We start from the raw sequence: 17,876 nt of genomic DNA on the forward strand, positions 1-17,876 counted from the left end.
GCCATGAACCTGAACAAGAAATCCGTACTGGCCGGCCTGATTGGTGCTGGTATCCAAGCCTCGCGTACACCGGCCATGCACGAACAGGAAGGTGATGCCCAGGGCATTCGCTATGTGTATCGGCTGATCGATCTGGATGCCTTGAAACTCGACGTCAACGGGCTGCCCGAACTGCTCAAGAGCGCTGAACGGATGGGTTACACCGGGCTCAATATCACCTATCCCTGCAAGCAGGCCATCCTCCCCTTGCTCGATGAGCTTTCTGACGAGGCGCGCGGTATTGGCGCGGTCAACACGGTGGTGTTCAGGGAGGGCAAGCGTATCGGCCACAACACCGATTGCCTTGGGTTTGCCGAGGGGTTTCGCCGTGGTCTTGCCCAGGCCGCACGTCACCGTGTGATACAGATGGGGGCCGGCGGCGCCGGTGCGGCGGTGGCACATGCGTTGCTGTCCGAAGGGGTCGGGCAACTGGCGATATTTGAAGTCGATCCGAGTCGCGCCCAGGCTCTGGTTGATAACCTGAACGCACACTTCGGAGCTGGACGGGCAATTGTCGGGCGGGATCTAGCAGCAGCCCTTGCGGCGGCCGATGGCGTGGTCAATACCACCCCGGTGGGCATGGCAAAACTGCCTGGCACGCCACTGCCGGTGACACTTCTGCACGCCGGGTTATGGGTGGCCGAGATCGTCTACTTCCCACTCGAAACCGAGCTGCTCAAACAGGCTCGCGCCTTGGGTTGCCGCACGCTGGATGGCGGCAGCATGGCCGTGTTCCAGGCAGTCAAGGCCTTCGAGCTGTTCACTGAGTGCCCGGCCGACGCCGAGCGCATGCAGGCGCACTTTAACAGCATGAACAGCTGAGCCCGAAAAACCGAGGCGGTGCGTCTATCAATCGCGCCGCCGCGGGTCTTCGCGCGGGAGCGTGAATATCAGATGCCGGCCTGCAAGTAGTGCAGCACCGACTCGCAAATCATCGCCTTGTGCCGATGCTTGATCTGTTCCTCGGAGAGATCGATCTGGAATATCTCACTGAAGGTATGCCGGTTGGAGACTCGATAAAAACAGAAGGAACTGATCAGCATATGCAAATCGATGGCCTCTACGCCCCGACGAAAAACCCCTTGGGCTTCACCGCGCAGTAACGTTTCCTTGATTGTCTCCAGGACGTGATGGCTCATCGAGCGAATCGCCGGGGACTGCTTGACGTTGGCACCGTTGTGGATGTTTTCGATGCCGACGATGCGTACGAAATCGACATTGCGGTCATGGTGATCGAACGTGAACTCCACAAGGCGCTGGATGGCTTGCAGTGGTTCCAGCTCGGCCAGCTGCAGCTGACTTTCTGTTCGCCTGATGTCGCCGTAGAGCTTCTCGAGGACTTCAACGTAGAGCTGTTCCTTGCTACCGAAGTAGTAATAGATCATGCGCTTCGATGTTTTCGTGCGCTCGGCGATGGCGTCGACCCGCGCACCGGACAAACCCAGGCTGACAAACTCGACAATGGCTGCCTGGAGGATGTCCTTGCGGGTTTGTTCCGGGTTGTTTTTTCGGCCTTTGTGCCGTGCTTCGAGGGGTTGAGGTGCACCGGCATCGGCGAAATTCGTCATTCTGGGCTCACGACCGCGTTGGAGTCGCCCGATTATGGGCTGAGCGTCTCCCGGAAGGAAGTCTCATTCAGAGCCTGGCCTGGCGCACGGCACCTCTACGGGACTTGGCCATCGCGGCCAGTCGCACCGCTACGTTGGCCGCGCCATAGCCGACATAACCCTTCTTGCGTTGCAGGATCTCGAAGAAAAAGCGGTCGCCGAACGGCTCCGTGTAGACGTGGAACAACTCGCCACCCTGGGCATCGCGGTCATAGAGCACGTTGAAATAGGCCAGCTCGCTGAGGAACTCATCGTCGAAGTCGAAGCGCGCCGCCAAGTCGTCATAGTAATTGAGCGGGATATCCAACAGCGGCACCTGAGCCGCCTTGGCGCGGCTGACTTCAGCAAAGATATCCTCACAGGAAAATGCAATATGGTGCACCCCTGAGCCCTGATAACTGGACAGTGCATGGGAGATCGCCGTGTTACGATTTTCCGAGATGTTCAGCGGCAAACGCACGGTGCTGCATTGGCTGCGCAACGCCCGGCTTTTGACCAGGCCGTAGGGATCGGGCAGCACCACTTCGTCGTCGGCCTCGAAGTCCAGCAAGCTTTTATAGAACAGTACCCAACTGTCGAGACTGTCCGCAGGCAACGCCATCGCCATGTGATCGATGCGCTGCAAGCCTCCTCCCGGCATCGCTTGTGGGTCCAACTTGAAATCGCTGTCGTAGATCGACTTGCCCGCCTCGGTCGGTTCAACCAGATAGATCAGGCTGCCATCCGGCGCACGTACGGAAGGAATCTCGCGTTCGTTGGGACCGACCAGGCCACGGTATGGCTGCCCCTTGTACATCTGCGCGCGTTCCAACGCCGCACTGCCGTTCTCGACCCGTAACGCCATGGCACATAGCGAAGGGCCGTGCGCCTCGAAAAAATTATGGGCGAACGAATAGGGTTCGGCGTTGAGCACGATCTTGATATCGCCTTGACCCAGCAGGCTGACCGCTTTCGAGCGATGCTGACCGAGACGGGCAAAGCCGAGGTTCTCCAGCCAGGTGGACAGCCGTGCGCCCTGGGCTTCATCTACCGCGAACTCGAGGAACTCAACGCCGTCATAGCAGCTTGCCGAAGGTGGGTTGAAGAGTATGTCGGTGTTGATCGGCTCGACGTCTTTTTCCAACAGCCTGCGGGTTTTTTCTTCCAGGTACAGCAGCGAGCGCAGGCCGTCCGCAGCGTTGGCTCGAGGCGGCGCGGCACGGAAGCCATCGTTGAAGATTTCCAGCGACAACGGCCCGGTGTAACCGCTACGCAGGATTGGCGCGAGGAATCCGGCCAGATCAAACTCCCCCTGGCCGGGGAAGCAGCGGAAATGTCGGCTCCACTCCAGCACATCCATGGCCAACAGCGGCGCATCAGCCATCTGCACGAAGAAAATCTTGTCGCCGGGAATCTGCGCAATGGCACTGGGGTCGCCCTTGAGTGACAAGGTGTGGAAGCTGTCGAGCAGCACGCCAAGCGCCGGGTGATCGACCTGGCGTACCAGGTTCCACACCTGCTGCCAGGTGTTGACATGACGCCCCCACGCCAGCGCTTCGTAGCCAATCCGCAGGTTTCGAGCGCCGGCGCGCTCGGCGAGCAGGCTCAGGTCATCCAGTAGAATGCGTTCATCGCCCAGCGAATCCGTAGCGGTGTTACTGCACACCAGAACCAGGTCGGTGCCCAGCTCCTGCATCAAGTCGAACTTTCGCTCGACGCGGTCGATATTGCGCTGCAAGCGATCACGACGGCAGCCTTCGAAGTCGCGAAACGGTTGAAACAAGGTAATGGCGATACCCAGATCAGCACACATCTGCCGGATGTTGCGCGGACTGCCATCATCGTAAAGGAGATCATTTTCGAAGATTTCCACACCGTCAAAACCCGCGGCCGCAATGGCTTCGAGTTTCTCCGGCAAGGTGCCGCTCAAGGAAACGGTGGCAATCGAACGCTGCATGCTGCGGGCTCCTGGATGAATGCGGCTACTACGGGCCGCCCTGTTAAAGCACCGGATTGATCAGCCTGTTCGGGGCCATGCTGGGTGCTGCAGCGAATTATTCGCTTGAGAAATTAGCACGACAATCACAAATGTACTAACCAGTTAGTTTTGTGTTCGATTATCGAACAGAAGCCGCCTTTGCCAATTGACGCTGTTTCGCTCGCTGCTCAAAACTAGCTGCACATTCATAGGACGAGCCCGCAACACCGTTAGCCAATGCCTTGGGAATTTAATCGTCCCCGGTCGTGTCACCCGCCAGCTCATAACAATTTCAAGAATAGGGCCTTAGCCATGTTTCAAACCGAAGTAACTTCCCGCACAACTGCGGCGCCCCCGGGTATCGGTGAAAAAATCCGCGATGCCATGGCCGTCGGCAAAACCCGCTGGGGCATGCTCGCCCTGGTATTTTTCGCCACCACACTGAACTACATCGACCGCGCCGCCCTTGGCATCATGCAACCGCTCCTCGCCAAGGAAATGAGCTGGACGGCGATGGATTACGCCAACATCAACTTCTGGTTCCAGGTCGGTTATGCCATCGGCTTTGTGCTGCAAGGCCGCTTCATCGATCGGGTCGGGGTCAAGCGTGCATTCTTCCTGGCCGTGTTGCTGTGGAGTTTCACCACGGGCGCCCATGGCCTGGCGACCTCTGCCGTCGGCTTCATGGTCTGCCGTTTCATTCTCGGCCTGACCGAAGCCGCCAACTACCCGTCCTGCATGAAGACCACGCGACTGTGGTTCCCAGCCGGTGAGCGCGCTGTCGCGACCGGCATATTCAATGCCGGGACCAACGTTGGCGCGATGATGACCCCTGCCCTGCTGCCCTTGATCCTGTCCGTATGGGGCTGGCAAGCGGCGTTCATCTGCATGGGCCTGCTGGGCTTGATCTGGGTGGTGTGGTGGAGCTTGAAGTACCACAACCCCGAAGATCACCCCACCGTGCGCCAAAGCGAGCTGGATTACATCAATAAGGACGTCGAGCCGGCGTCGGCCAAAGTCCCCTTCTCACGCATCCTGCGTATGCGCGGCACCTGGGCGTTTGCCTTGGCCTATGCGCTCACGGCTCCCGTGTTCTGGTTCTACCTGTACTGGCTGCCGCCGTTCCTCAATCAGCAATACAACCTGGGCATCAGCGTTACCCAGATGGGCATTCCGCTCATGCTGATCTGGTTGACGGCCGACTTCGGCAGTATCGGCGGCGGGATACTTTCTTCCTGGCTGATCGGTCGCGGCATGCGTGCGACCACATCGCGACTGCTATCGATGTTGATATTCGCGATCACCATCATCAGCGTGATTTTCGCCGCCCATGCCAGCGGCTTGTGGATTGCGGTACTGGCCATCGCCCTGGCCGTCGGCGCACACCAGGCCTGGACTGCGAATATCTGGAGCCTGGTGATGGATTACACGCCCAAGGACCTGATCAGTACCGTGTTCGGTTTCGGTGGCATGTGCGCTGCGATTGGCGGCATGTTCATGACCCAGATCGTCGGCGCGGTACTGACCGCGACGAACAACAACTACAGCGTGCTGCTCATGATGATCCCGGCGATGTACTTCATCGCCCTGATCTGGATGTACTTCATGTCCCCCCGCAATGTTGAAGTCATCAAGGACTGATCACCCTTGATTGTTGGTAAAAGAGGCCGTCCTCCAGGCCTCTTTTCTTGAAGCATTCCCCGCAAGAAATGTTCAAAAGCACTAACCCGCCCCGAATTCGATGCCCTCATATAACTATAAGAAGGTCCCTTGCCATGCCCGAAATTCGCCATCTCATCAGCGCACTTCCAGCCGCTATCGCCGCCAGCGTCCTTGTTCCAGTCACCACCCAGGCAGCCGGATTTATCGACGATGCCAACGTCAATCTGAATATTCGGAACTTCTTCATCAATCGTGATTTCGTCAACCCCGCCAACGCGCAACGCACTGCCCAGGAGTGGACCCAGAGCTTCATCCTCGACGCCCGCTCCGGCTTCACCCAAGGCACTGTCGGCTTTGGTGTCGATGTGCTGGGGCTGTATTCAATGAAGCTCGATGGCAGCAAGGGCACGGGGGGCACGCAGTTGCTGCCCATCCACAGTGACGGCTCTCCGGCAGATGATTTCGGACGTACTGGAGTGGCCGTCAAGGCGCGCTTTTCCAAGACGGAGTTGAAGGTCGGGGAATGGATGCCCGTACTGCCCATCCTGCGCTCCGATGACGGCCGCTCGCTGCCGCAAACCTTTCGCGGGGGACAGATCACGTCCAGGGAAATCGATGGCCTGACGCTTTATGGCGGCCAGTTCCGTGGCAACAGCCCACGCAACGATGGCCTCATGGAGGACATGTCGCTATTCAACGTGCCGAAGGTGACGTCCGACCGCTTCAACTTTGGTGGTGCCGAATACACCTTCAACGACAATCGCACCCAAGTCGGCGTGTGGCATGCCCAATTGGAAGATATCTACCAGCAGCAGTATTTCAACCTGACTCACCGTCAGCCGATGGGCGATTGGATACTGGGCGCCAACCTCGGTTTCTTCACCGGAAAGGACGATGGCAGCCATCTGGCAGGTCATCTTGATAACAAAACCTGGTCAGGGATGTTTTCGGCAAGGTACGCAGCCAACACCTTTTACCTCGGCCTGCAAAAGGTCAACGGCGACAACTGGATGCGGGTCAATGGCACCAGCGGCGGCACACTGGCCAACGACAGCTATAACTCCAGCTTCGACAACGCCGGCGAGCACTCCTGGCAACTGCGGCATGACTACGACTTCGCCGCCCTCGGCATCCCCGGCCTGACGATAATGAACCGCTACATCCGTGGCGACAACGTGCACACCACCACTACCAGCAACGGCCGGGAGTGGGTGCGGGAGTCGGAGCTGGCTTACGTCATTCAGTCAGGCACCCTCAAAAACCTGTCGCTGAGGCTACGTAACTCAAACATGCGTCGAGACTACAGCACCAACGAGTTCGACGAGAATCGGTTGATTATCAGCTACCCGCTGTCGCTGCTGTAACAAGACGAAAAAAGCAGGGCGCCGGTCAACTGCGCGCCCTGCCGAGTTGCAGTCTGTGGCGCAGTTCCCCCCGATATCACCTCACGCAGTATTGCCCCCCCTATCCAAATGGTTACGGATAACGTCCATCTCGATACTCCTGCCCGACCTCGCGCAGCACATCCACACACCACTGGGCCGCCAATGACATCGGCAGGGCCGGATTGCTGCACAGCCCCACCGAACCACCGGGCTCGCGAATCCCCAGCTCCAGCTCCACCAACTCACCTCGACTCAGGTCTTGCCGTACAGCGTCGAATGGCGCCACCCAGATCGCCTGGCTGCACTGCACGTAACGTCGGCTCAAGGTTAATGACAGGGTTTCCAGTCTCTGGCTTGGCGGGCTGATGCCATGCTGCACAAACAGACTGTCGGCGAACTTGCGAATCGTCGTCCCCGCCAATGGCAATACCAATGGGTAGTCTTCAAGATTTTTAGGCGCCCGCGAATCGGCCAATAGCGGATGGCCGTTACGCACCACCAAGGTCATGGACTCGCTGTACAGATGTTCGAATGCCAGCCCAAGAATCTGCGGACTCTCGGTCATGCGGCCGACCACCAGGTCCAACTCACCGACCCGCAGTTGGGACAGCAGGTACGCACTCGGCCCAGTGACCACACTGACGACCAGCGCAGGATGTCGAGCGTGCAAACGGCAGACGACTTCCGGTACCAGCAAGCTTTCCACGGTGGAGAGTACGCCGAGCCTCGCGGTGACAGGTTCATGCTCGCCGGAACGCAGGCTGTTCACCCCCTCGCGTAGCGCTTGTACACTCGGCCCCGCATAACGCAGAAAAGCCACCCCGGCTTCAGTCAACACCGCACCGCTTTTACTGCGCGCGAACAGAGTTGTGGCCAGCAGGGTTTCCAGCTCTTTGAGGGTTTTGGAAAGCGCCGGCTGGCTGATCGCCAGTTTGTCCGAGGCGCGCGTCAGACTGCCTTGGCGGGCCACTTCGAGAAAACACAGCAGATGGCGGAATTTGATGCGGGTATCGATGTTCACTATGGACCTTGCCTGTCGGGTGAATGGATGAAACTGTTCGACCTGGAGGTGGATGACCGTCGCCAGTACTATCTGTGCCGACGCTCAGGTAGCTAACTGTCGAGGGATGGCGCCAACCTTTATGACTGGATCAAACGTTTGAAACAATAGCCCTGTATTCATATAGAGGTGGGCAACCTTGACCTCCATACTTGTCATCGGTGTAAACCGTTGCCCCTCAACAGCATCGCTCACTCCCCCCTTCCCGGCGCAGCACTCTTGAGGTGTATCGATGGACGTTGAACGCGCTCCCCGTACCAATATTTTCCGGGTTCTGTGGGGGCGCCTGAAAGAGCACCCGCTGTCGAAGCTGGGCCCCGGGCTCATCACCGGCGTGGCCGACGACGATCCCAGCGGTATCGCCACCTACTCACAGGCGGGCGCCCAATTCGGCTTGAACATGCTGTGGACGATGCCGCTGACCTTTCCCCTGATGGCCGCCGTTCAATCGATGTGCGCCAACCTCGGCCGAGTCACCGGCAAGGGACTCGCGGCCAACATCAAGACGGCCTTTCCACCCATTGTGCTACAGAGCGTCGTTCTGCTCCTGCTCATCGCCAATACCCTGAATATTGCCGCTGACGTGGCCGCCATGGGAGAGGTGGCGGAACTGGTCAGTGGCATCAACCGACACCTCATGACCGCGCTCTTCGTCTTCGGGACACTGGCACTGCAGATGTTCGTCCCTTACCACCGCTACGTGTTTTTCCTGAAGTGGCTGACGCTTTCGCTGCTGGCTTACGCCGCCGTACTGTTTACCGTGCATATCCCGTGGGAGCAGGTCGCCCTGCGTACCGTCTGGCCCCACTTCACCCCGGACGCGACCGCTGCCGCTGTGGTCGTCGCGATGTTCGGTACGACCATCAGCCCTTATCTGTTTTTCTGGCAGACCTCTGAAGAAGTCGAGGACATGCAGAACCCACCCCTGAATGCACCGCTCAATCAAGACCCGCGCGAAGCGCGCAAGGAGTTGCAACGTATCCGCTGGGACACCTGGAGTGGCATGCTCTACTCCAACATCACCGCCTACTTCATCATTCTCGCGACGGCCGTAACCCTGAACGTGGCTGGCGTGACCGACATCAACACCGCGGCACAAGCCGCCAGCGCCCTGCGGCCACTGGCCGGTGACTTCGCCTACCTGCTCTTCGCCCTCGGCATACTCGGCGTTGGCATGATCGGCGTACCGGTGCTCGCGGGCTCTGGCGCCTACGCCCTTTCCGAAGCGTTGGGCTGGAATGAAGGCCTCGAACGTAAAGTGCGCGACGCCTGGGGGTTCTACGGCATCATCGCCATCAGCGTACTTGCCGCACTGGCCATCCAGTACTCGCCCATCAGCCCCATGAAAGCGCTGTTCTGGAGTGCCGTGATCAACGGGGTCGTGGCGGTGCCGCTGATGGTGGTCATCATCATGCTGGTGTCGAAGAAATCGGTGATGGGTGACTTCACGGCAAGCCGGCCGTTGATTGCCCTGGGCTGGGTGGCGACGGCCGTGATGGGGGTGGCGGCGGTGGCGATGTTTGTTCTGGGGTAGGACTCAAGGGTTTGAAGAGGCCTGTGCCCTCAGGTAGCCGGAGGTATCGGTGTGCGCTCGGTTGATTGAACCACCCGCTCCGTCACGCTAGCGGGCGAAGAACGACGACTGCATGGAGACATCAGCCCTCTGTTGTCCGGGATCTAGTCCCGGAACTGGCGCAAGAATCAAAGGTCAGTCGCGAGGGCTTCCATCTTGGGAGTCCTTCAACGCCAGAAAGGGGTTGTCGTACGGTTTCTCGGTGAAAATCAGTCGTGGGTCCTTGAGCAAATAGCCCTTGATACCTCGAGTTTTGCGAGGACCTTTGACCTCACAGACCCAGATATTCAGGCCCTCTTCACTCTTATGGTGCAGGCCCAGTCTCTCAAAACAACGCTGAACCCAACGCCAGTCGCTGGTCCCCTGCTCCTTGGCCATTCGTGCAGTTTCGGGGTGTTCCTGGGCATAACGCTGAAAGATCTTCGGCGTAACCAGAAAGGCCGTCTCGGCGACGCTATGGACCGAAGCGTGAGCGTCGTTAATGGTGATTGTGTGCTTCAGAATGCCTTGGCGCAGCCATGTCATGAAAGCCTCTCCCAGGTCTTTCACTTTCACGTCTGGGATTGGCAAACGAACTGGCGAGGAAGGTTGGCGTGAAAGCGGGGATTGGCGCACGGGCGATGGACGGGGCTCGGCAGTGGCCGGTTCATCAGCCTCATGGTGATACACCTCCATTGAGCTGCCCTCGTCCAACATCCGAAACCACTCCGGTGGTTCCTCCTCTAGCGCCCCCTCTTCTAAACCGCAGGGTGCATCCGCCTCCAAGATGAAACTCGCCTGAGCAGATATCTGCATCAGGTCAGACTCCATCTCCCAAGGTGGAGAGAGTCCAGGCGATGAGCGATCCCCGGCCGTTGTTTCATTTCGTTCCCTCGTTGTTTCGACTGCCGTTTCAACCGTGATCGAACCGCTAAATACCGGAGGGCGTTTACCCTCCTCCCAGAGCAACGACGGCGAGACTTTGAGGAACGTCAGGGTCTTTTTCCATTTGCCACTCTCAACGGTGGCAGTCCAGATCGCCTTGCCATCAGTGTTGACCTGAATGATCGCGTTGTCCTGCAGGACGTTGAACAGCGTGGCATTCGAGGACGGAATCCCATCCGCACCTTGAGACAGCAAGTGAGCGCGCAGCTTGTCCGCTACCGTCTTGCTGACCAGCCACACGCTGTCATCCGTGAGCCAGCCGTCTGAAGCACGAGCCTGGTTCAGCTTGAGCCGCTCGTTGACGAGATAGCGCAGCCCTTCAATCAATTGACGCTGCAGGGAGCTCTTCGGCGCGGCCAGTGCCCGAACGGGATTGCCCCCCAGTTCCTGCGCCACCGACGCCTGATCAGCCTGACTGACCAGTTCACCCAAGGTACCGGCATGTTCGTATTGCCCGGCCAGCACATAGATCAGTGCGCCCCAGGGTTCTGGATAGGTGCTCAGCCAATCGAGAATCGACGGTGGCAGCACTTGCATGGAGAGCAAGCCCGTCGCGGCGCAGTGGAGCTTGTAGGGGCGGCCCTTCAGGTACTTAAAGCGATACGCGCGGCTGACCGGGCCCTGCCACGGATGCCAGATTGTTCCGTCGTCCAGGTGCACCTCCACGTCGACCGCGATTTTTCCAAGGTCATGCAAAAGAGCCGCGTACGCGACGGTGGCGCTCCAGGCCTCCGTTTGCGCTGCCTGGGTTTCAGGAGGAGCCCCCATGGGCAGCAGGTGGAACTGCCGAATTTTCAAGGCATAGGCCACGATCTCAAGGCCGTGATCAAGCATACCGCCAGGGTAAGCGTGGTGATGATTTTCGGAGGCCGGCAGTTGCTGAACCAGTTCGGCGTAGCGCTCGATGGGGCTCAGGTAGAGTTCGGAAAACTGTTTACGGGACAGCGAGGTGCGCTGCCAGATGTGTTCCAAAAGCTTTCGCCGGCGCGGAGTCGACAGCAGCTCGGCGGCAGTCTGCGGTGTGAAATAGTTGGACGCCCCGGTCTTGCGAGTTGGCTCGTGATCAGCCGCCTTTTTCAGCTTGAATTGCCAGAACATTCAGCCTGCCATCCGTGTGGTGTGAGGGAGCCTTTTGGCTGTTCAGTGCACGGATGACCGTTTGTGGGTAAGCCCTTTGCCCTTCGTTTTGCTTCCCTTGGCCCCTTCCGTTTCGCCTCTCCTTTTATGACCTTTTTTGGGCGCGGAATGCCAGGGGAAAACAGGATTACGTCCCACTGCATTTATTTTTCGAAGGTGGGGCCGAGGTGTATCAGCTAGAAGAAGCATGGGAAGTGACACAACGCGGGATGCTTCGCCAAGCTGACGGAGCTCAAATTGAAATATCCGACACACTCCGTCTGAAAGGGAGGACTAGACCAACTAGGGTTCTTTTTCTCATGCTGAAAGGGTGTCCTGCTGACGTTGTCGGCAACATGCCCAGGTAGCCCGGATCTAAAAGGCTACGACGCGATGATCGCGTTGATCACCACCGGACCGCTCTCGCATTCATCATCGCGGTCAGTCGTCAGTGCCTTTGACGGCCGAATGCCTACTGCACCACCACCCAATGGGGAATCACTTTCCCCTTGAGGATGAGTGTTTCCCCATTTTCTATTGAAATTGGAGACACTCATGACGACTCAAACTCAACCCGTTGCTGAAGAAAAAAAGCATTTCAACATGTACCTTGACTGCATCGGCTATCTCAACAATGTCAGCACGATCACATATCATAAACAATCGTACCTGAAGGTTTCCGTTACCGTGCTCATGGGCCCTGCCGACAAAGTCGAATACAGGTACTTTAGTTGCACCGTGGTCGGTACCGAGGCCAAACAGCTCATCAGCCACTGCGCACAAGAGATCAACTCAGGTCAGACCGTCGTGGCATGCTTCAAACTCAGCGGCCTTTGGACCAGGTCTTTCACCCATCAGACAGGTGAGTTCAGAGGTCAGCCGGATACCAGACTGATAAGCAATTTACTTTCTCTGTCCTTGATCAAAATCGATGGTGAAGTGGTGTACCACGCGCCCAAGGAAGAGGAATCAGACGTCGATTCGGCGAATGTAGCGCAGACATCCAATCCGCTAGATACAACAAATGCACCAGAGACTGCCTATGACTCTGCCTCCAGCGATATCGGTGATCTAACCGACATCACGGAAGCTGCAACGGTCGCGCACCACGCGGTCTGATCCATCACCCAGGCGCCCTGACCGGCGCCTTCTTTCACCTTCGGGGGCATACGCGTCCCTCGGGGATGGCGTGCCTCCATGATTGGAAACAGAGGTTGACGTCATGAGTTCTACCCACGCCCCAAACGACATGCGGGCTCTAGCTGCACTAAGCCCAGCCCAGGAAGATGTGTTGATCGAAAAGGCCATGCGGATTCTGGATCGACGGCTATTTGCTCGGGGCCCTAAGCTCGAAAGCCCACCAGAGGTCGGCCGCTTCCTCAAACTGAAACTGGCCGGGATGGATCGCGAGGTCTTTTCCATCCTTTTCCTGGACACCAAACACCAAGTCCTCGCGTTTGAAATACTGTTTCAAGGAGACATTGATCAAACCACTGTTCATCCCAGGCAGGTGGTCAAGCGTGCAATTGCCCACAACGCCTCAGCGGTCATCGCAGCTCACAATCATCCTTCGGGGTGCACCACACCCAGTCAGGCTGATCGCATACTGACCCAACGACTACGTAAGGCCCTGGCGCTAATTGATGTGGTGTTGCTGGACCACATCATTGTCGGTGCCGGTGATCCATTGTCCATGACCCAACATGGACTGATGTAACCCTTATCAAGGCGCCCTCCCCGGGCGCCCGCCTTCTGGTTTCACTTCAGCCCCTGCCGTGGCAGATCTGCCCCCTGGCTGGAGGCTACCTGCGACCAGACGGACTCTTGCCCACGTCTTCATCTGAACGACAACCGTCGATAGAAACCTGATGCAACTCACCTAACGGGGAATCACTTCCCCTAGGGGACAGTGTTTTCTCCGCACCCTGTTCTGCAGGAGGAACACCATGTCCACACTCAGCTACAACATTGGCTTCGCACTCGGCGCTGTCACACGGGAATTCCTGAGTGCAGTGAAATCAACGAGTGTATTGCCTGTCACCCAGCCCAAGGCTAGCCCTCCAATTCAGCTACCACCTCCCTGCGTCCCAGATTCTCTGGTTCGTGAAATGGATCGCCTGCCAGCAATGGTTCGCATCAAAGGCATCGACCTGAATCACTGGTATTCGGCAAACACTCGACTGGTCCCAAAGGCGCCTCGTAAGCGCCGTACCAGGCCAAAGAGTGTTGACCCTGCAAGACCAGATTTCGTCGGTCCGCAGATGCCTTCTGCTTGTTGAGTGGGTTCCACCTACCCTTGCTGGGAATCCTCCCGCAGGGGGGCTTTGCTGAATTTCAGCCAATTAAGTCACGGTGATGTCATCTCCTGAATCAGGAAAACGAATCAAGCATTTCGCTGTTCAGTCGTCGAGATTTTCAGCCAGGAGAGCGACCAGTTCCATGGGGCTGCGGCTGTTGATCACGTTGTAGATCAAGTCGCGCTTAGACCGTGGCAACTTCTTCACGCAGCTCTTGGCCGATGCCCTCACCGCTTCATCCGTACCATGAATACGTGCGGCCAAGAGCAGCACTAGAACGACGTCAGAGAGATTCATAGCGGGGTCCAAAACAGAGAGCGGGAAGTGTAGCGACTCTTGGACGATCGTAAATCACCATACATCGTGTCCTCCCAGCCTCAACATGCTATTCGGGCATCTTGGGGAATGAAGATGTCAGTATACTGAAGAGTCCCTTTATCCAAGTCCGTGGGTTGCCATGCAGAGTCGCAAAAGCAGATCACTCGCACCGTCTGTTAGCTGGACCCCACCGGCCACAGAGGAACAACGCGCATGACGACAGCCGCCTCCCTCACCGCTCGTGAAGTTTATCAGGTGCTCAAAGAGGTCGCCCTGGGGGTACGTGCCCTGCGTCGACTGAGTACACAATGCTGGAACGAGATCCATACCGGACCTATGCCCGTTGAGGTAGATCACTGGACGCTCACGCTGTTCAATGACGGCGACACCCTCACTTACTGTGAGGCCGCGACGTGCCCTGCCGGAAGAACAGGAATACTCGACGATTGGCAGCGTTACGGTACCAATCCCGTTGATCTACTGAGCGCTTGGGAGCATCGGCAGTTGGAGCTCACGCTCACCCGTCTTTGATGCCCCCATCACTCTGCTTCGTCATCCGAAAAGCTGCTCACTGAAGCGCCAGTTCTTCCAGGCTGAAAAACTGGTTGCCCTCTCGAAACCGCCCAAACAGCTGACGCCTAATGCTGCGGTGTCCCTTCCAGCAGAAGGTCACCTGAAAAATCACATCGACCCAAATCCTGTTTGTTTGCTGCGCCGATTGCTCTGATTTGCAAATGTGTTCTTACCAATGCGTGAGGACACATGGATGTTTTTCTCCCCTACTCGGCCTTTGGCCACTGCTGTAAAACTCGCCTTGCCACTGACGGTGATCGCGCTGTCGGGCTGCAACTCGTTGATGACTTCGTCTCCCCAGAGAGAGGTTGTGCGGCCTTCGGTGTCGAAGGTTTCACGTTCGTCCCAGGTTCAATGGCTACAGCCAGAACGCTCGCCGGCTCAGCGTGAGGGGCGCTATACCCTCGCCAGCACGTTTCCCCGAACCGAGCAGCTGGATTTACTGAGCCAAGTGATCGATATCCGATTGCCGGAGACGCTGAACCCGACGGTTCACGAAGCGATGCACTACATTCTGCGCCATTCCGGCTATCGGTTGTGCCCGGCGATCGCCGCAGAGACTGGCGGCGTACAGGTGCTGTATGCCCATCCGCTTCCAGCGGCGCACTACCGGCTTGGGCCTATCACCGTACGCAATGCACTGCTGACGTTGGCTGGCCCAGCCTGGCGTGTGGAGGTGGACGAAAAAGCCCGCAACATCTGCTTTGCGGCGCGAGACGATGTGACTGATCAGCTACCGACAACCGTGGTGGTTGGTCCGGTGGCGGGTACAACGGGAGCGTTTTCCTCACCTATGGCGCAGCCGTTGGGAGGTGAGCAATGAAACGTCCTACGGTGTATTCGGCCATTCAAGGTGTCACGCTGATTTTGCTAGCCGGCACAGCGGTCTACCTGGGAAACAAGCTCTCGATGCTTTCCGACGCTGTGGAGTCAATGCCCTCTCACGAAGGTCTGGAAAGCATCCAGTTGCACCTGAAAAGGGTGGATACCGAACTCGATGGTTTGCAGTCATGCGTGACAGAGGCCGACTTTCAAGTCGCGCAAAAGACGCTTCTTCAACGTATTGAGACGCTGGCCGCGGATCGTTCTGTAACGACCGTCGTCTCAGGCCTCGCTGCGCTGACCACCCAGGTGGAAAACACCGAGGGCGCGCTGCTGGCGCTCAAAGCGGCCGTAGAAACGCCTCCCTCCCCGACCACTGCGCCGGTACCGTCTTCTGCCGCCGCACTGAGGCCCTCATCGACGGCGCCCAAGGCCGTACACCCTCGCAAAACCAACACAACTGCGTCCGCCCGAATGCCGTTCACCGTCGTGGGTCTGGAGTCACGCGGCGGTGAGTTGTTTTTAGCGGTGGCGCTCACAGGGGTGCGGCGACTGGAGGACATCGAACTGCTTCGGCCGGGCCGGGTGTTCTTGGGCTGGCGTTTGGAAGCGCTGGAGCCAGGCAAAGCCCAATGGATTCGGCCTGACGGTGGTTCGCTCACCGTCTCGATCCCCTGAGGGTTGCGCCATGAACATATCCCCTCTTTGTCTGTGGTTGAGCGGTGCCTGTCTGTTACTGCCTTCAGTGGTACAGGCCGAAACGCTCACTCCCCTGACGATTGAAAGCACACCACACACCCAAAACCAGGAGCACCCAACTCAAGCGATTGAGCTGGCCCGGGCCACCGAGTGGGGCCTCAAGCCAGAAGAGTGGCAACGCTATCGCCGCTTGATGCAAGGACCGCTCGGTGTGTACTCGCCCAACCTTGATCCGCTGACGGCATTGGGTATTGAGGCGCGAGATCCACAGGAACAGCAGCGCTATGCCGAACAGCAGGTGCAGGCGGAGTTCGTCCGCGTGCAAAAGCTGCTGACTTACCAGAACGCCTACAACGAGGCCTATCAGCGTTTGTACCCCGGGCAACTGCCGGTGAACCTGATCGGCACCGAGAGCACGGCCCAGGCGTCTCCTGTGATTTCATCGGCTCGGTTGGCAGTGTTTGTCACTTCGGACTGCAAAGGCTGCCCAGAGCGCGTCAGACAGCTTCAGCAAGCGGCACAGGGTTTTGATCTGTACCTGGTCGACAGCCGGGGCAAAGACGACCGCCTTCGGGCCTGGGCCAAGCGGGCCGGTATTGAGCCGAAGAAGGTGCTCAACCGCGACATCACCCTCAATCACGACACCGGACACTGGGCACGTCTGGGCGACAACGGGGCCTTTCCTGCCGTCATGCGGCAGGTCTTTGGCCAATGGCAACGGCAATGAGCCGGGGCCGTTTGTGGTCGTGTGCCGGTTTGGTGAGTGGCGGCCTGTTGGCCTTGCAGGTCGGCGCGGCTGCCTTACCGCCGCCCGCTTACCAGTGGGCCACCCGGGGCACGCTGGTTCCCCCTCCGGTGTTGTACGCGCTGGCCCTACAGGAAAGCGGTGCCCGTGTACGTGGCCGGCTGGTTCCCTGGCCCTGGACCCTGAACGTGGCGGGCCAGTCGTACCGCTTTGCGGATCGGCGCTCGGCGTGCGGTGCACTGCTCCAAGCCCTCCGGACAGTCAGTGCCAAACAGGTGGATGCGGGCTTGGGCCAGATCAACCTGGGCTGGAACGGCGAGCACTTCACGCATCCCTGCGAAGCCCTGGACCCGTACCGCAACCTGACCGTGGTCACCGCGTTGCTCCTGAAACACAAATCCCCGAACAACAACTGGACCACTGCCGCAGGCCGCTACCACCGCCCCGCTGGCGGTGCACCCGCCAAACGGTACCGCCAAGCCTTTGCTCGGCACCTCACTCGTCTCACCCGCCCCAACCTTCAAGGAATGAAGACCCCATGAACCCGACACAAACACCACACGCGTCTTTTATCTCCCGCGCACCACTGACCGCTTTGATGCTGGGCGCAGTGGCGGGCCTGTTGTGCAAAGCCACCCACGCCGAACTGATCGTCGTTGATGACCGGGGCGGCACCTCAACCCTGGCGTACTACCGCTCGCTCAACCTGTTGCCCGATGAGCAACCGGCAAGGGCCATGACCTTGCCGCCAGTGCGCACCACCGCGTACAGCGAGGCGGACATGTTGCCAGTGAAGTCCCCTTCGCTGAGCCCTGGGCCCTTCGAGAGCCGTACGCACAATGCCGCCGGCTTACAGCCCGTGTTCCTGGTGGGCGATGACGAGCTGTCACGGCAGTGGCTGCAGCGTCGTGGCGATGTCTTGCGTGAAATCAAAGCCGTCGGGTGGGTGGTCAATGTTCAGCGGATGACAGCCCTCACAGAACTACGCGCTTTGGGTGCCGGACTGGAGATGGTGCCAGCGGCGGCGGATGACCTGGCGCAGCGACTGGGGATTGAGCACTACCCCGCGCTGGTGACGGCCACCGGTATCGAGCAGTAG

17 protein-coding genes are annotated in these 17,876 nt (G+C 58.6%); 12 read left to right on the top strand and 5 right to left on the bottom strand.

The window, feature by feature from the left end:
• Nucleotides 1-3: 3 nt before the first annotated feature.
• Entirely contained in the window at nucleotides 4-861 is an 858-nt protein-coding gene (locus M5C71_RS03615; protein ID WP_152740350.1) for a shikimate dehydrogenase, read from the top strand.
• 68 nt (nucleotides 862-929) lie between these two features.
• On the opposite strand, the gene M5C71_RS03620 is transcribed toward M5C71_RS03615, so the two are convergent.
• Together M5C71_RS03620 and quiC are read right to left on the bottom strand one after the other, a co-directional pair.
• Nucleotides 930-1,607: a TetR family transcriptional regulator gene (locus M5C71_RS03620; protein ID WP_103494875.1), complete on the bottom strand. Its 678-nt coding sequence runs from the start codon at nucleotides 1,605-1,607 to the stop codon at nucleotides 930-932.
• A gap of 67 nt (nucleotides 1,608-1,674) precedes the next feature.
• On the bottom strand, nucleotides 1,675-3,582 hold the full coding sequence (quiC, locus tag M5C71_RS03625) for a 3-dehydroshikimate dehydratase QuiC (RefSeq protein ID WP_248767208.1): 1,908 nt from the start codon (nucleotides 3,580-3,582) through the stop codon (nucleotides 1,675-1,677).
• 333 nt (nucleotides 3,583-3,915) lie between these two features.
• Here quiC and M5C71_RS03630 point away from each other — a divergent pair, with 333 nt between their 5' ends.
• Nucleotides 3,916-5,244: an MFS transporter gene (locus M5C71_RS03630; protein WP_248767209.1), complete on the top strand. Its 1,329-nt coding sequence runs from the start codon at nucleotides 3,916-3,918 to the stop codon at nucleotides 5,242-5,244.
• Nucleotides 5,245-5,378: 134 nt separating this feature from the next.
• A complete protein-coding gene (locus M5C71_RS03635) occupies nucleotides 5,379-6,629 on the top strand; it encodes an OprD family porin (protein ID WP_248767210.1) in 1,251 nt (416 codons plus the stop codon).
• Nucleotides 6,630-6,741: 112 nt separating this feature from the next.
• Here the strand turns inward: M5C71_RS03635 and pcaQ are convergent, their stop codons facing one another.
• Entirely contained in the window at nucleotides 6,742-7,671 is a 930-nt protein-coding gene (gene pcaQ, locus M5C71_RS03640; RefSeq protein ID WP_248767211.1) for a pca operon transcription factor PcaQ, read from the bottom strand.
• A gap of 271 nt (nucleotides 7,672-7,942) precedes the next feature.
• Between pcaQ and M5C71_RS03645 the strand changes: the two genes are divergently transcribed.
• Nucleotides 7,943-9,244: a divalent metal cation transporter gene (locus tag M5C71_RS03645; protein ID WP_248767212.1), complete on the top strand. Its 1,302-nt coding sequence runs from the start codon at nucleotides 7,943-7,945 to the stop codon at nucleotides 9,242-9,244.
• A gap of 174 nt (nucleotides 9,245-9,418) precedes the next feature.
• Here the strand turns inward: M5C71_RS03645 and mobH are convergent, their stop codons facing one another.
• Nucleotides 9,419-11,305, bottom strand: a complete 1,887-nt coding sequence (mobH, locus tag M5C71_RS03650; protein ID WP_248767213.1) for a MobH family relaxase — start codon at nucleotides 11,303-11,305, stop codon at nucleotides 9,419-9,421.
• A 573-nt stretch (nucleotides 11,306-11,878) separates the two neighbouring features.
• Between mobH and M5C71_RS03655 the strand changes: the two genes are divergently transcribed.
• Together M5C71_RS03655 and radC are read left to right on the top strand one after the other, a co-directional pair.
• Entirely contained in the window at nucleotides 11,879-12,442 is a 564-nt protein-coding gene (locus M5C71_RS03655) for a DUF3577 domain-containing protein (RefSeq protein ID WP_178129932.1), read from the top strand.
• Between the two features lie 103 nt (nucleotides 12,443-12,545).
• The gene (gene radC, locus M5C71_RS03660; protein WP_103498432.1) at nucleotides 12,546-13,040 is read left to right on the top strand and encodes a DNA repair protein RadC; all 495 of its coding nucleotides are present in this window, start codon (nucleotides 12,546-12,548) and stop codon (nucleotides 13,038-13,040) included.
• Nucleotides 13,041-13,722: 682 nt separating this feature from the next.
• On the opposite strand, the gene M5C71_RS03665 is transcribed toward radC, so the two are convergent.
• A complete protein-coding gene (locus M5C71_RS03665) occupies nucleotides 13,723-13,917 on the bottom strand; it encodes a hypothetical protein (protein WP_103498434.1) in 195 nt (64 codons plus the stop codon).
• Nucleotides 13,918-14,151: 234 nt separating this feature from the next.
• Between M5C71_RS03665 and M5C71_RS03670 the strand changes: the two genes are divergently transcribed.
• From M5C71_RS03670 to M5C71_RS03695, 6 genes are all read left to right on the top strand, one after another.
• Complete coding sequence (locus tag M5C71_RS03670) at nucleotides 14,152-14,469, top strand: hypothetical protein (protein ID WP_248767214.1); 318 nt, start codon at nucleotides 14,152-14,154, stop codon at nucleotides 14,467-14,469.
• Between the two features lie 235 nt (nucleotides 14,470-14,704).
• On the top strand, nucleotides 14,705-15,334 hold the full coding sequence (locus M5C71_RS03675) for a PilL N-terminal domain-containing protein (protein ID WP_248767215.1): 630 nt from the start codon (nucleotides 14,705-14,707) through the stop codon (nucleotides 15,332-15,334).
• Nucleotides 15,331-16,011, top strand: a complete 681-nt coding sequence (locus tag M5C71_RS03680) for a hypothetical protein (protein ID WP_248767216.1) — start codon at nucleotides 15,331-15,333, stop codon at nucleotides 16,009-16,011. Before M5C71_RS03675 ends, M5C71_RS03680 begins: the two co-directional genes overlap by 4 nt.
• A 10-nt stretch (nucleotides 16,012-16,021) precedes the next feature.
• Complete coding sequence (locus tag M5C71_RS03685) at nucleotides 16,022-16,759, top strand: TIGR03759 family integrating conjugative element protein (RefSeq protein ID WP_248767217.1); 738 nt, start codon at nucleotides 16,022-16,024, stop codon at nucleotides 16,757-16,759.
• A complete protein-coding gene (locus tag M5C71_RS03690; protein WP_248767480.1) occupies nucleotides 16,756-17,319 on the top strand; it encodes a lytic transglycosylase domain-containing protein in 564 nt (187 codons plus the stop codon). The genes M5C71_RS03685 and M5C71_RS03690 overlap by 4 nt, the downstream gene beginning before the upstream one ends.
• On the top strand, nucleotides 17,316-17,876 hold the full coding sequence (locus M5C71_RS03695; RefSeq protein ID WP_248767218.1) for an integrating conjugative element protein: 561 nt from the start codon (nucleotides 17,316-17,318) through the stop codon (nucleotides 17,874-17,876). The genes M5C71_RS03690 and M5C71_RS03695 overlap by 4 nt, the downstream gene beginning before the upstream one ends.

It is taken from the genome of Pseudomonas sp. MWU12-2345, from assembly GCF_023242385.1.
GTDB lineage: Bacteria > Pseudomonadota > Gammaproteobacteria > Pseudomonadales > Pseudomonadaceae > Aquipseudomonas > Aquipseudomonas gingeri_D.

What these genes read in the sequence shown, in the direction of transcription:
- M5C71_RS03615 (WP_152740350.1), top strand. Translation starts at nt 4, where the DNA reads ATGAACCTGAACAAGAAATCCGTACTGGCCGGCCTGATTGGTGCTGGT.
- M5C71_RS03620 (WP_103494875.1), bottom strand. Translation starts at nt 1,607, where the DNA reads ATGACGAATTTCGCCGATGCCGGTGCACCTCAACCCCTCGAAGCACGG.
- quiC (WP_248767208.1), bottom strand. Translation starts at nt 3,582, where the DNA reads ATGCAGCGTTCGATTGCCACCGTTTCCTTGAGCGGCACCTTGCCGGAG.
- M5C71_RS03630 (WP_248767209.1), top strand. Translation starts at nt 3,916, where the DNA reads ATGTTTCAAACCGAAGTAACTTCCCGCACAACTGCGGCGCCCCCGGGT.
- M5C71_RS03635 (WP_248767210.1), top strand. Translation starts at nt 5,379, where the DNA reads ATGCCCGAAATTCGCCATCTCATCAGCGCACTTCCAGCCGCTATCGCC.
- M5C71_RS03645 (WP_248767212.1), top strand. Translation starts at nt 7,943, where the DNA reads ATGGACGTTGAACGCGCTCCCCGTACCAATATTTTCCGGGTTCTGTGG.
- mobH (WP_248767213.1), bottom strand. Translation starts at nt 11,305, where the DNA reads ATGTTCTGGCAATTCAAGCTGAAAAAGGCGGCTGATCACGAGCCAACT.
- M5C71_RS03655 (WP_178129932.1), top strand. Translation starts at nt 11,879, where the DNA reads ATGACGACTCAAACTCAACCCGTTGCTGAAGAAAAAAAGCATTTCAAC.
- radC (WP_103498432.1), top strand. Translation starts at nt 12,546, where the DNA reads ATGAGTTCTACCCACGCCCCAAACGACATGCGGGCTCTAGCTGCACTA.
- M5C71_RS03665 (WP_103498434.1), bottom strand. Translation starts at nt 13,917, where the DNA reads ATGAATCTCTCTGACGTCGTTCTAGTGCTGCTCTTGGCCGCACGTATT.
- M5C71_RS03670 (WP_248767214.1), top strand. Translation starts at nt 14,152, where the DNA reads ATGACGACAGCCGCCTCCCTCACCGCTCGTGAAGTTTATCAGGTGCTC.
- M5C71_RS03675 (WP_248767215.1), top strand. Translation starts at nt 14,705, where the DNA reads ATGTTTTTCTCCCCTACTCGGCCTTTGGCCACTGCTGTAAAACTCGCC.
- M5C71_RS03680 (WP_248767216.1), top strand. Translation starts at nt 15,331, where the DNA reads ATGAAACGTCCTACGGTGTATTCGGCCATTCAAGGTGTCACGCTGATT.
- M5C71_RS03685 (WP_248767217.1), top strand. Translation starts at nt 16,022, where the DNA reads ATGAACATATCCCCTCTTTGTCTGTGGTTGAGCGGTGCCTGTCTGTTA.
- M5C71_RS03690 (WP_248767480.1), top strand. Translation starts at nt 16,756, where the DNA reads ATGAGCCGGGGCCGTTTGTGGTCGTGTGCCGGTTTGGTGAGTGGCGGC.
- M5C71_RS03695 (WP_248767218.1), top strand. Translation starts at nt 17,316, where the DNA reads ATGAACCCGACACAAACACCACACGCGTCTTTTATCTCCCGCGCACCA.